12 protein-coding genes and 4 pseudogenes are annotated in these 11,964 nt (G+C 69.0%); 8 read left to right on the forward strand and 8 right to left on the reverse strand.

The annotated features are described in order from the left end of the window. The first annotated feature begins 20 nt into the window (after nucleotides 1–20). From C4B68_RS39185 to C4B68_RS43910, 3 genes are all read left to right on the forward strand, one after another. The gene (locus C4B68_RS39185) at nucleotides 21–545 is read left to right on the forward strand and encodes a winged helix-turn-helix transcriptional regulator (protein WP_240634626.1); all 525 of its coding nucleotides are present in this window, start codon (nucleotides 21–23) and stop codon (nucleotides 543–545) included. Nucleotides 546–1,346: 801 nt separating this feature from the next. Then, on the forward strand, nucleotides 1,347–2,564 hold the full coding sequence (locus C4B68_RS39195) for an ISL3 family transposase (RefSeq protein ID WP_240634627.1): 1,218 nt from the start codon (nucleotides 1,347–1,349) through the stop codon (nucleotides 2,562–2,564). After that, nucleotides 2,561–2,935 carry a transposase gene (locus tag C4B68_RS43910; protein WP_240634628.1) on the forward strand — a complete coding sequence of 125 codons (375 nt, stop codon included), beginning with the start codon at nucleotides 2,561–2,563 and terminating at the stop codon, nucleotides 2,933–2,935. Before C4B68_RS39195 ends, C4B68_RS43910 begins: the two co-directional genes overlap by 4 nt. A 59-nt stretch (nucleotides 2,936–2,994) precedes the next feature. On the opposite strand, the pseudogene C4B68_RS42585 reads toward C4B68_RS43910, so the two are convergent. From C4B68_RS42585 to C4B68_RS43915, 6 genes and pseudogenes are all read right to left on the reverse strand, one after another. Further along, nucleotides 2,995–3,236 (reverse strand): annotated as a pseudogene (locus C4B68_RS42585) (IS5/IS1182 family transposase); the annotation flags it as partial. A 230-nt stretch (nucleotides 3,237–3,466) separates the two neighbouring features. Next, nucleotides 3,467–3,841: a twin-arginine translocase TatA/TatE family subunit gene (locus tag C4B68_RS39205; RefSeq protein ID WP_099506015.1), complete on the reverse strand. Its 375-nt coding sequence runs from the start codon at nucleotides 3,839–3,841 to the stop codon at nucleotides 3,467–3,469. A 41-nt stretch (nucleotides 3,842–3,882) separates the two neighbouring features. Continuing rightward, nucleotides 3,883–4,701 (reverse strand): twin-arginine translocase subunit TatC, encoded by an 819-nt coding sequence (tatC, locus tag C4B68_RS39210; RefSeq protein ID WP_099506014.1) that lies wholly within the window; start codon nucleotides 4,699–4,701, stop codon nucleotides 3,883–3,885. Between the two features lie 75 nt (nucleotides 4,702–4,776). Beyond that, entirely contained in the window at nucleotides 4,777–5,088 is a 312-nt protein-coding gene (gene tatA, locus C4B68_RS39215) for a Sec-independent protein translocase subunit TatA (protein WP_099506013.1), read from the reverse strand. A 106-nt stretch (nucleotides 5,089–5,194) separates the two neighbouring features. Continuing rightward, a complete protein-coding gene (locus tag C4B68_RS39220) occupies nucleotides 5,195–6,514 on the reverse strand; it encodes an epoxide hydrolase family protein (RefSeq protein ID WP_099506012.1) in 1,320 nt (439 codons plus the stop codon). 394 nt (nucleotides 6,515–6,908) lie between these two features. Then, the gene (locus C4B68_RS43915) at nucleotides 6,909–7,172 is read right to left on the reverse strand and encodes a hypothetical protein (protein WP_240634629.1); all 264 of its coding nucleotides are present in this window, start codon (nucleotides 7,170–7,172) and stop codon (nucleotides 6,909–6,911) included. Nucleotides 7,173–7,437: 265 nt separating this feature from the next. On the opposite strand from C4B68_RS43915, the gene C4B68_RS43920 reads away from it, so the two are divergent. Further along, entirely contained in the window at nucleotides 7,438–8,037 is a 600-nt protein-coding gene (locus C4B68_RS43920) for a hypothetical protein (protein WP_240634630.1), read from the forward strand. Nucleotides 8,038–8,402: 365 nt separating this feature from the next. Further along, the gene (locus tag C4B68_RS39230; protein WP_099506011.1) at nucleotides 8,403–9,065 is read left to right on the forward strand and encodes a M15 family metallopeptidase; all 663 of its coding nucleotides are present in this window, start codon (nucleotides 8,403–8,405) and stop codon (nucleotides 9,063–9,065) included. Here the strand turns inward: C4B68_RS39230 and C4B68_RS43925 are convergent. Both C4B68_RS43925 and C4B68_RS39240 read right to left on the reverse strand, forming a co-directional pair. Then, nucleotides 9,049–9,321, reverse strand: a pseudogene (locus C4B68_RS43925) (hypothetical protein); the annotation flags it as partial. The gene C4B68_RS39230 and the pseudogene C4B68_RS43925 overlap by 17 nt on opposite strands. Continuing rightward, nucleotides 9,317–10,231: pseudogene (locus tag C4B68_RS39240) on the reverse strand (transposase domain-containing protein); the annotation flags it as partial. The pseudogenes C4B68_RS43925 and C4B68_RS39240, both read right to left, overlap by 5 nt. 144 nt (nucleotides 10,232–10,375) lie before the next feature. Between C4B68_RS39240 and C4B68_RS39245 the strand changes: the two are divergent. The 3 genes and pseudogenes from C4B68_RS39245 to C4B68_RS44950 all read left to right on the forward strand — a co-directional run bounded on the left by C4B68_RS39245 (nucleotide 10,376) and on the right by C4B68_RS44950 (nucleotide 11,573). Next, nucleotides 10,376–10,597 carry a transposase gene (locus tag C4B68_RS39245; RefSeq protein ID WP_306511563.1) on the forward strand — a complete coding sequence of 74 codons (222 nt, stop codon included), beginning with the start codon at nucleotides 10,376–10,378 and terminating at the stop codon, nucleotides 10,595–10,597. A 51-nt stretch (nucleotides 10,598–10,648) separates the two neighbouring features. After that, nucleotides 10,649–11,446, forward strand: a pseudogene (locus tag C4B68_RS44945) (IS3 family transposase); the annotation flags it as partial. Next, nucleotides 11,352–11,573 carry an IS3 family transposase gene (locus C4B68_RS44950; RefSeq protein WP_420824039.1) on the forward strand — a complete coding sequence of 74 codons (222 nt, stop codon included), beginning with the start codon at nucleotides 11,352–11,354 and terminating at the stop codon, nucleotides 11,571–11,573. The pseudogene C4B68_RS44945 and the gene C4B68_RS44950, both read left to right, overlap by 95 nt. The last annotated feature ends 391 nt before the right edge of the window (nucleotides 11,574–11,964 follow it).

Here is an 11,964-nt window from a genome sequence, read left to right on the forward strand (position 1 = left end):
CATCATGTGGGAGGTGGGCAGTGTCCGTCGGAAGGCAGTTGTCAGGTCTCGCGGATGACGAGCCGGCCTGCTCCATCGAGCGGAGCCTGCAGATTCTCGGCGAGCGCTGGTCCCTGCTCGTGCTCCGGGAGGTTTTCGCCGGCAAGCACAAATTCGCCGAGATCCAGTCGTCCCTCGGTATCGCCTCCAACCTGCTCAGCGCTCGGCTCAAGCTGCTGGTCGAGGCGGGCGTGCTGGACACGCAGACCTACCAGGACCCGGGCAGCAGGCCGCGGCAGAGCTACCACCTGACGGCGGCCGGGCACGACCTGCGGGTGGTGCTGGTTGCGCTCCAGCAGTGGGGCGACCGCCACCGACCGCGCCCTTCGGGCCCTTCCGCGCTCCGGCGGATGCGCTCCACGAACCGGCCCGTCCACGTCGGTTTCCTCGACGACGACGGTCACGAAGTGCCCGCCACGGACATCGTCATGCTGGGCGCAGCGCAGCCGGGCGTCGCGCACCCCGACACCGACGGGCAGGCGGTCCGGCAGGCGCAGCGCCCCTGATCCGCCGGTCGCCCACGAGGAGAGCGCGGCCACCTCGGCCGCCGACACCGCCCACCGGCCGTCCTGTCCGTACAGCGACCGCACCCACAGGTGTACGCCGATGCCGCGGCCGTCGCGGTGGCGGAGTGTGGTGAAGCCGAACCGGTGGGAGGGGCACTGCTTCGCGCCGAGAACGCCGAGGCCCTTCGCGCGGGTCCCGGCTGCCGCCGGCAGGCGGCGGCGGAGCGGCCCACCACTTCTGCGGCCGAGCAGCCGGCCGGCCGCTGGGCGGCCTGGGTCCATCCGGCCATCGTCCCCTTCGCATCCAGCAGGGCGATCGCCGCGCCGGTGAGTCCGGCAGGCCGTCGGGGCGGTGGTGAACGCCACCCGGGGGCGGTCTTCTCTTGACTTGCTCCTCGGGCTGAAGCCCGAGGATTCTGGCCTTCTCGTCCGTTGCTGTGCCGCTACGCGGCACAGGGTTCGGGCGGGAATCCGTGGCTTCCTGTTTCTTCGCGCTGTGCCGGGACGAGTCCTGGTCTTACCGGCGCTCCGCAGGCTGTCACCGCCCGTCCGGCGGCCGTTTTGACGTTCTTCGCGGCATTGCATCAAGCGGTTGATGCACCGTTTGGCTTTACGGTGAGTCCTGGGTTCTGGCACAGATCTTGGGGAGCGGTCGCGGAGCGTCACTGCAGTGTTCGATTGCGAGGGTTCGGGTTCGCGTGAGACCGCGCACACCCCGCCGTCTTGCAGGCAAGAGTGACGCTTCGTCAGGTCTCTGGCTGTCCCCGCCGTCCTTCGCTGTGGCCGGTGACGGTGCTGGTCATGCAGGCCGATGCATCGTTCTGGGACTCTCTTGTGTTCGCCGGGATCGACGACGTGGACGTCGAGGCGGTGACCACCGCCTTCGGCACGGTCGATGTGGTGGCGAGAGGCCGGGCGGCCGGGGCGGCGTGTCCGGACTGCGGTCGCTTCTCGGACCGGGTGCACGACTCCTATCAGCGCAGGTTGAAGGATCTCCCGCTCGGTGAGCAGAGCGTCGTGATCCGGCTGACGGTCCGGCGTTTCATCTGCGGTGCGCAGGACTGCCCGCGCCGCACGTTCGCCGAGCCGTTCACTCAGCTGACCGCCCCGTACGCGCGCTTCACCACGCGGCTCAACCACATCCTGGAACGCGTCGGGCTCGCGCTCGCCGGACGGGCCGGCGCCCGGCTGGCGGACCAACTTGGCCTCCACGCAGGGCGGATGACCTTGTTGCGCAGCGTCACGGCGCTGCCGGATCCGCAGTTCAGCACGCCGCGCGTGCTGGGTGTGGACGACTTCGCGATCCGCCGGGGTCACACCTACTCCACCGTTTTGACCTGCGGAGAAACCCATCGTGTGGTCGATGTGCTCCCGACCCGCGAAGCAGGGCCGCTGACCGCCTGGCTGGCCGCCCACCCAGGCGTGGAGGTCATCTGCCGAGACCGGGCGGGCGCCTACGCACAGGGGGCCCGACTCGGCGCCCCCGATGCCCTCCAGGTCGCCGACCGGTTCCACCTGTGGCAGGGCCTCGGCCGGGCCGTGGAGACCTGCGTCGCCGCCCACCGCGAGTGCCTGCGCACCCCGACACCGCCGCCCAAGACGTCACCCCTTGACACGCCGCAAGACGAACCGGCCCCTCCCGGCCCGGATCCTGCCGGCCGACGGGCCCAGCGCAAGAAGGCTGCGCACGCCCTGGTCCACGAGCTGCTCGCGCAGGGCCACTCGCGTCGGGCGATAGCGCGACACCTGGGCTGGGTCCTCAACACCGTGCTGCGGTATGCGCGAGCCGTGCACTGGCAGGACACCCTGCGCGAAAACCGGCCCCGGCCCAGCAGACTGGACCCCTACAAGCCCTGCAGCGGCGGTTCACCGCGAGATGCACGAGCGTCACCCATCTGCACCGCGAACTGCTCGCCGAGCACGCCCCCGTCAGCTACGCCATGGTCCGCGCCTACATCGCCACCCTGCGCGCTGCCCCGCCGGACGCGCCGCCCCCGCCGCCGAAGGTGCGGCGGGTGACCGGCTGGCTCACCCGCCATCCCACGGCTCTGAGCGAGGAGGACCGCGCCGCCTTGAAGGACGTCCTGGCCCGCTGCCCCGAACTGGACACCGCCGCCGGACATATCCGCGACTTCGGCGAGATACTCACCGGTCGCCTCGGCGCCACGCTCCCCACCTGGATAGACGCCGTCGACGCAAGCCAACTGCCCGGCCTCACCGGCTTCGCACTCCACCTGCTTCGAGACCTCGACGCCGTGACAGCCGGACCCAGCCTGCAATGGAGTTCCGGCGGCACCGAAGGCGCCGTGAACCGCATCAAGAAGATCAAAAGGCAGCTCTACGGACGAGCCGGATTCGAACTACTCCGCAAGATGATCCTGCTTCAGTAACCCTCCGCGACCGCTCCCCAAGATCTGTGCCAGAACCCCGTTTTCACCTACGAAGCCAACCGTTCGACGGTGTTGCGCTGCTTGTAGGTCTCGCGGTCAAGGGCCGGTGGTCTGCCGCCCCGGCTGCCCCGGCGCAGACGGTGGCCCCGCTGGTCTGCGGGACGGGGATCACCGCCCTGACCTCGCGCCGGCGTAGGCGTTCACGGACGGCGCGTGAGGAGTACGTCTTGTCGGCCATGGCCACGTCTGGCCGGGTGCGGGGCCGTCCGCGTTGGCGGCGAACCCGCAGGCGGGCCATCACCATTCGGGAAAGCTGGCGCGTCGCCGGCCTGTCCGGCCCCCGTGACCGGGACGACTGATCCTTTGGTGTCCGTCGTCCTTCTTCCTTTGCTCTGAGCGTGCTGTGGTCAAAGGCGGGCCGGGGGGAATCGTGCCACTCACCAGGGCGTGGGCGGCAGCGCAAGCCGCCCCCATGCGGGCCGTTGGCGGAGCATGGCGCCAACAGCCCTGCCGGCTCGCGTAGAACTCGGATCAGGCGCGTGGCTGTTTGCTCAGTGCGTGCGTGCCGTGGACGAGGCCGCGTTCGGGGCGGTCCCCATCGTCGTCGTCGGCTGGTTCGTTGAGGCTGAGGGATGCCGTGATCTCGTGCAGGCCCGTCTCGTCCTCGGCCCTGGAGAGTGCCTTTTCGGCGAGTGCTCGTGGATGGAGGTCGCGGAGATGGAGATCGGAGAATTCCGGGCCGAGTTCTTGGCGGATCTCGTTTTGGGCGCTGTCGGAGAAGGATCTGACCTTGCGGATGAGGGCGGATGTCTCGGAGATCGCCTTGGGGAGCTTTTCGGGGCCGAGAACGACGATCGCGATCACGAAGAGAGTGAGTATCTCGAGCGGGCCCATGTCGAAGAACATGTGCGGCCTCCTGGGCAGTGCGGGTCACGAGCGGAGCGGGCTCAACAACGGTGGTTCGACTCGTGGTGGGTGGGAAGCGGCGACGGCTCGTCGGGGCCGAGGCCTGTGCCTGCCGCGTTCTTGCGTGCGCGGCGGCGGTCGTTGGCCCAGGAGAGGGCGCAGGCGGCCAGATACAGCGCGGTGATGGGGCCGGCGAGCGCGAGCATGCTGAGCGGGTCGCCGCTGGGTGTGGCGATGGCGGCGAACGCGGTGATGCCGAGGACCATGTGCCGCCACCAGCTGGCCATCCGCCGGGCTGTGAGGACGCCGGCCAGGTTGAGCATGACGAGGAGCAGGGGGAGTTCAAAGGAGACGCCGAAGACGACGACCATGCGGGTGGCCAGGTCGAGGAAGTCGTCGACGGGCAGGATGTTGGTGGCCTGGTGGGGGGTGAAGGAGATCAGCACCCGTGCTGTCGTGGGCAGGACGGCGTAGGCGAACGCGGCCCCGGCCAGGAAGAGGGGGATGCCGGTGGCGAGGAAGGCGAGGGTGTAACTCTTCTCGCCGCGGTGCAGGCCGGGGGCGAGAAACCTCCATAGCTGGTAGAGCCAGACGGGGCTTGCGCCGATGAGGCCGGCGGTCAGCGACACCTTGAGGGCGAGGGTGACGGGTGAGAGCAGGCCGTTGGTGGCGATGACGCCGCATCGTCCGGAGCCCGCCGTGCCGCCGTCGGCCAAGGGGACGCAGCCCGGCAGAGGTGCGATGACGAAGTCGATCAGCGGCATGTAGAACAGCCCCGCGACAACGGTCGTCACGATGACCGCGCCGATCGCCTTCACCAGGCGGTTCCGCAGTTCGCGGAGGTGGCCCGCAAGGGGCATGTGCCCCTCGGGGGCCGGGGATATGGCTGAGAGCACGAGCAGACCTCGGTTCTTTCCCGCGGACGCCGTTGGGCGTCAGCGCACGCCGGCGTCCTGGACGTGGGCCCTGGCGGTGGTGTCCTTGGGCCCGGACGCGGTATCGAGGTCGCGCGCGGGAGCGATCTGGCTTGCGGAGTCGACCCGGCCCGCAAAGTCGGCCTGCGCGGGGGAGGAGCCTTGGGCGGTGGTCTCGTCCTCGCGGGTGCGCATGGCCTTGGTCTCGCTCTTGAGGATGCGCATGGACTGCCCGAGCGAGCGCGCCATGCCGGGAAGGCGCTTGGCGCCGAAGAGCAGGATGACAACGACGAGGATGAGCAGGATCTCGGGTGCTCCGAGTTTGCCGAACATGATGGTTGCTGCCTTTTCGTGTCGGGAGCGTTGAATCGCTCCGCCGTGTGTGGGGGGTTGGGCTGGTGCGGGCGGGGCATGTGCCTGCCCCCGCCCGCACGGGTGGCTAGCGAAGGGGCCGGAAACCTGCGCGAAGCTCTTCTGTGAAGAGTTTCGGCTGTTCCCAGGCCGCGAAGTGCCCGCCCTTGTCGAGCTTGTTGTAGTGGATGAGGTTGGGGTAGGCCTTCTGTGCCCAGCTCTTCGGGGCTTGGAAGTTCTCGTCGGGGAAGGCGCTCACGGCAACCGGGATGGAGACGCCATTGGGGATGAGGGAGTATTTGTTCTCCCAGTACAGACGAGCGGCAGAAACCGCCGTGTTCGTCAGCCAGAAGAGCGTGATGTTGTCGAGGACGTCGTCACGGGTCAGGCCTTCCTTCTGTCCGGCGAAGGCCCGGGAGATCAGTTCCAGGCTGCGCCCGTCGTGGTCGAGCATGAAGGCCGCCAGGCCGATGGGCGAGTCTGTCAGCCCGGTCAGCGTCTGCGGGCGCGACCCCATGATGCGGGCGTAGGCGAGGTGCTTGTAGGTGAATTGCAGCTGCTCGTACGCGTGCTTTTCCTCGTCTGAGAGGCCGGGGGGCACCGGGCTGCCGGTCGCGAGCGCCTTGGCGATGTCGGGCGGAACCACGCCAGGCAAGTTGGTGTGAATGCCGACCAGCCCCTGGGGCTTCTGCACACCCATGCGATCCACGATGAGCGCACCCCAGTCGCCGCCCTGCGCCGCATACTTCGTGTATCCCAGGCGCTTCATCAGTGCTATCCAGGCACCGGCGATGCGGTCGGGGCCCCAGCCGGTCGTGGTCGGCTTGTCGGAGAACCCGTAGCCGGGCAGCGACGGGATCACGACATGGAAGGCGTCCGATGCCTTGCCGCCGTGTGCGGTGGGGTTGGTGAGCGGTTCGATGATCTTCAGCTGTTCGATGATCGAGCCGGGCCAACCGTGGGTGACGATGAGTGGCAGAGCGTTCTTGTGCTTGGAGCGGACGTGGAGGAAGTGGATGTCCAGCCCGTCGATCTCGGTGATGAACTGCGGCAGGGCGTTCAGTTTCGCCTCGACCTTGCGCCAGTCGTACTCCGAGGCCCAGTAGCGCGCTAGCTCCTGCATCGTCTCGAGCGGCACGCCCTGCGAGTGATCGGTGACGGTCTCGTGCTCGGGCCACCGCGTGGACACGATGCGCCGGCGGAGATCGACCAGATCCCTTTCCGGGAAATGAACACGGAAGGGACGGATGCTCCCGCCCGCTGCCGGATGGAGGCCTGCTCCCCTTTCGGCTGCTGCGGCCGACTGGGCGGGGAACAGGCTGAAGGAACCCGCGACCGCCGCGGCCGTCGCAGCGGCCGAGGTGGAAAGAAAGGCCCGTCGAGAGTGCGGCGGAAGCATTTCAGACATGGTGAATCTCCAAGGATTGTTCGAATTTCGTCGTACAAGGGTCGGCGCGTGGATGCTGACGGCGCCCGGCCGATCGTTTCGGTGGCCCAGTGACCGGGCGCGGATGTACGGTCACCGGTCCGATTCGGTCGTGTCATCCACGTTAAAGCCTAAATTTAAATTTGCAAGTCAGGTGGCGGTCGAGGCGTTCGTGGCGGCCCGCAAAGGACTCCTGCCTGGGCTGAGCCGGCTCCGGCCGCGGGCGGGCTCCGTCCAGGAAGCTCCGCTTCCCGGGCGGGTTTGCAGGGGCATCGGTCTCCCAAGCCCTGTCCGCGCGGCCCGGCGGGGCCGGGGGCTCCAAGGCGAGCCGCCCCGGTCCCGCCGGGCGAGGTGGTGCCAGGTTCGAACGGGTCATCTACCGGTGCGATGCGGCCGCATGGGGGGCACGTCGTTCTCGGTCGCGGTACGGGGCCAGGAACGCGGTCAGCGCCGCCAGCATCTCCTCGGGAGCCTCCTGCCGCTGCGCCCACTTGCCGTAGAAGCGGGGCACATCCAGCAGCACCCCGACGGCGCAACGCCAGGCCTCCTCCGCCAGGGCTTTGCTGCCGCGCACCAGCCGGGTGACGAACTCCTGACGGGGACCGGCGGCGGCCTTCCAGGCCCGGTTGCACGCGGTCACGCGGCCCGCTCGGCGGCCTTGGCCTTGGCCTCGTCCTCGGTGCTGGGGCGCACCTTGTGGCCGTGCTCGGCCGGGTCGGCGCAGCACACCGGCTGGTGCTCGTCGTCGAGCCTCGCGCTGTGGCCGGGGCAGCCTGGGTGACTGGTGGGTTCCCCAGACCGGTGGTCAGTTCCGAAAGAGGCCGGGCGGTGTCCTTCTCCCCGTACGACAGCCGCGTTGGCAGAAGGGTGACGCCTGCCATCTCCAGCGCCGCGATGGCCTGTTTGTGGGCCGCGCGGTCGGCCTGCTCGGCCTTCAGCAGCGCGAGTTCCTGGTCCCAGTGGCCGCGCCCGCCGCCGTCCTCGTCCCGGGCCAGCGCTCGCAGCAGGCGGTCCTGCGCGCCGGGCACGTCTTCGACCTCGGCGAGCTGGGCGATCTGCTCCAGGTCCATGCCCCCGGCCGAGGCCCGGCGCAGCGAGGCGTCGTCGAGTTGCTGCGCCCGGCCGAGCCGCTTGCCCGTCCCACGCTTGAGGCCCAGGGCGCCGCGCGCGGCCTGCTTCTGCTCGACCTCGTCCATCCCGATCAGCGAGAGTTCGGCCGCCTTGAGCGTGTCCTTGGTCGACATGCACTGGCGCTGGCGGTTCTCGATCAGGGACAGGAACCGCGTCCACGCGTCCCGGCCGACCAGGTCGGCGCGGACGTACGCCTCGATCGGCCGCTTCTCGTGGCCCTCCGCTTTTCTCGGCGCTGCCCCACCCCGAAAAGTGCAGGTCAGGGCCTGGTCGGCGGATCGCCGAACGTGACCAGGATGCCGTCCAGCCTGACGGTCACCGTCCGGCCCGGGCTGCTTAGGAGCCGTGCGCAGGCCTCCATGTCCTCGTCGTAGCGCGCGACTTCGCGTTCGGGCGCCTCGAAGCGGGCTCCGCGCCGGATCGCCCCCCAAGGCTCCAGCAGCCGCGCCACCTTGGCCGTACTCGGCTCTGCGCTGGGATAGATGTGGAATCCCGGCGTCTGCGTGTAGTCGACGTCGTTCGGGCCGTAGGGCATGTGTCCGGCGGTGGCCAACTCCACGGCCATGGCCCGGAATTGCTCCGTCTCGATCAGGTCTTCCGACAGTCCTGGCAGGTCCAGGGACGCGACTGCGGCGCGCCGGGCGGCGTCCTCCTCCCTGTTCGCGCTCTCGGCGATCCCCTGGGCCCATTCCGGGTCGTCGTATGTTCGCCGGGTTGAGGCGTGCGAGATGATCGCGTCATGAATGAGATCGTCTTGATGTCGGACCCGAAGGTCACCGCGATACCCGTCATGGAATGCGGCGAACGTCTCGTGGACGTGCGCCGCGGCGGCTCGTTGCTGGTCGACGCACGCAAACAGGATCCGGCAGATGCCTTCGCGTACCTGCGGGATGGCGTGCTGGATCGGCTACTCAAGGCCCAGGCGATGCTTCCGCGGGGCCTGCGGCTGCTGTTCGTCGAGGGGTACCGGCCGCCCTCACTCCAGCGGGCATACTTCGAGGAGTACGCCAATCAGCTGCGCGTCAGCCACCCTGAGTGGCTCGACGAGCAGATCCACTCGGCGGCGAGCCGCTATGTGTCCCCGCCCGACATTGCCCCGCACAGTGCGGGCGCGGCCGTCGACCTCACCCTGGCCGACACCAGCGGGCGCGAGCTGGATCTGGGCACACGGATGAACGCGGACCCGGAGGAGAGCGAGGGCGCCTGCTACACCGACGCCCTCAACATCAGCGAGGAGGCCCGCGCCAACCGGAAGCTGCTGGGCTCTGTGCTCACCGCTGCGGGCCTGGTGAACTACCCGACGGAATGGTGGCACTGGTCCTTTGGCGACCGTTACTGGGCTCTGGTCACCGGGGAGGCCGCGGCCCTCTACGGCCCGAAGGAGATCACCCCGCGCCGCTGACCAGCCCGGCCTTGCCGGACTGACCGTTCAGACGCCGATAGCCGACGGTGGGGCGTCCCCAGCGGATGTCCTTCTCGCTACGGATGCGGGCACGTTCGCGGCGCTGGGCGGCCAGGACCTCGGGGTGCCGGGCGTTGGCGTTGCGCCAGCGCAGATAACGGTGCAGCTCCCGGGTCTGGATGGGGTGGTTGGGGTGGTGGGAATGGGCCAGAGTGAACTGCCCCAGTGGCCCGAAGTGTGCCTCGATTTTCCAGCTCGGCGGCGGGATGGCGGCGGTGATCGAGGAAAGTGGTGGCCAACCGGTAGTGCCCCCGCAGCCGCAGCCCTTTGACGGTGGTCACCGCGATGTGCGAGTCGATGATCCGCAACCGGACCCCGTTGATCCGGGTCAGGTATGTTCCGTCGGGCAGCAGCGCCCAGCGGGCCGGGGTGCGCGCTCCCTTGAACCGGACGAGGAGCTGGGCGCCGTTGGCCGCGGCCTTGGCCAGGAAGTCGTCGGTGTCGAAGCCCCGGTCGTTCAACAACAGCATGCTGTCGTCCAGCAACGGCAGGAGCTGCTCGGCATACGCGGTCTCCTTCTGCGGCACCGGTCCGAAGACCGCGCCGAGCAGGGCTCGGGTCCCTGTCTCACACAGCACCATGAGCTTCAGCATCGGGTAGCCCTCCTGCCCGTAGCGGTGCTTGTGCTTGCCGAGCCAGGCGCACACCCGCGGCCGGTCGGGGGCCTTGGCGGAGCTGCATCCGTCGAAGGCGACGGTCCTCCAGTGCCGGTAGCACACGCCCGGGGTCCGGGGCCCGGCGACAGGACCGGCCAGGGCAGTGAACAGCTGCTCCAGCGGAGCCGCCCCAAGACGGCGACGCAGGTCACGCAGGGCCTTCTCCGACGGGCGCCGCATGCACAACTGCCGCAGGCCGGCGCTGAGTTTGTCCCACACCCGCGCGTATCCCAGGCCCGGGAAGAGCGCCATGGCCAGGACGAAGTACACGCCCGCCCGCGACGGCAGCCTCCGCACTCTCGCCTGCATGGTGCGCGTCTGGATCAGAACGTCATCGACGAGTTCGAACGGGAACTGCCGGGTCAGTTCCCCCAGATGTCCGGGCGCGTACACGCCCTCGGCGACGGTAACGGTGCGCGTGAGCACGCTGGTGGCACACTGGTTGGGCAACGGGACTCCTTCGAGCCGGAAGACCTTCGTCGGCTTCCTCGCTCTACCAGGAGTCCCGTCCCCATGTGCGCCACATGCCCCGATCCGCCCCGCCCCCTTGACAGCCGCGATCTCGCCTTAACTACGCGGCCTTGAAAGTACCCACTGGAGTTGCGTGAGCGTGCGGTGCGGATGTATCGCACCACGGAGCCGAAGCCGCAGATCAAGCGGCTGGCCGTCGACCTCGGAGTCCATCCGGAGGCCCTGCGGACCTGGATCCGTCAGGCCGAGGCCGATGCCGGCGAACGCGACGACCGGCTGACCACCGGCGAGCGCGAGGAACTCGCCCCTGCGCAAGGAGAACGCCCAGCTCAAGCGGGCGAATGAGGTGCTGCGGACTGCCTCGGCTTTTTTCGCCGCACAGCTCGACCCGACCCGGCCCAGGTGGCCGTTCTCCTCGACGAGCACCCACACCTGGGGGTCGAGCCCGTACTCCGGGAACTGCACATCGCTTCCTCCACTTACTACCGCTGGCGCCGCGCCGAGAAGGAGCCGTGCGAGCGGCGCCGCCAGGACGCGGAGCTGACGGAGAAGATCCAGCGGATCCATGCCGACTCCGGCGGGACCTACGGCTCGCCGCGCGTGCACGCCGTCCTGAAGCGTGAGGGCGTGCACGTCGGCCGCAAGCGGGTCGAGCGCCTGATGCGCGAGGACGGACTCGCGGGCATCAGCCCGCGCCGCATAGGCTTCACCCGCCGGGATTCCAAGGCCACTCTGGCCCCGGACCTGGTGCAGCGGGACTTCACCGCATTCGCGCCGAACCGACTGTGGGTCACCGACCTCACCATGATCTCCACCGGCGAAGGCCCCTTGTGGCTGTCCGCGATCCGCGACGCGTTCTCCCGACGCGTCGTCGCGTGGGAGACCTCGGCCCGCGCTGACGCAGACCTGGTCTGTCCACGCTGGAGTACGCCCTGGCCAGCCGGGAGGTCGAGCCCGGACAGCTCATTCACCACGCGGACCACGGCTGCCAATACACATCCATCAAGCTCACAACACGCCTGCTGCGAGCGGGAATTGAGGCATCCATGGGGTCCGTCGGGGACTCCTACGCGTCAACGCTCTGGCCGAGAACCTGTGGATACTGATCAAGACCGAGTGCGTCCGCGGCCGCGTCTTCGCCACTCGCGCCGAGGCGAACCTTGCACTCTTCGAGTACATCGACGGCTTCTATAACAGCCGGCGCATCCAAGCCCGGCTCGGCTGGCTCAGCCCCATCGAGTTCGAGGAGAAGTACTACACCGACCAGGCGTCGGCCGAACAAGCGAACCTGAAACCCCGTCACCCTGCCCTGACCAGCTGATCAGCACCTCCCGCACAACGGGGGAACCTCAGTCCCGCTTGTTGCCGGCCTCCACCTCCGGCACCCTCACGGCCGTCAGCAGCTGGCCGATCTCCCGCCCGGTCAGCCCCTGTTCGGTGTCGCCGAGCACACCGGCCACCGCTGTGACGACCGGCGCAGGTCAGGGCTCGTACGTACGTGCTGCCATGTCGTCTCCGCTTCCTCCGTCCCATGGCCAGCCAGCCAGAATGACACAGGTGCGGAATGGACACCTGCCAATTCCCCACACCCGAAAGACTGCGGCGACGCCACACTCCGGGACGCAGGCCGACCTTCCAGCCGAGATTGACCTTCCCCTGCCTGGTTGCCTCGCAAAGATCACCCCCCGGCGCCGTGCTGCGGCTGGCGGGTG

The sequence above is a fragment of the Streptomyces dengpaensis genome (assembly GCF_002946835.1).
Taxonomy (GTDB): Bacteria; Actinomycetota; Actinomycetes; order Streptomycetales; family Streptomycetaceae; genus Streptomyces; species Streptomyces dengpaensis.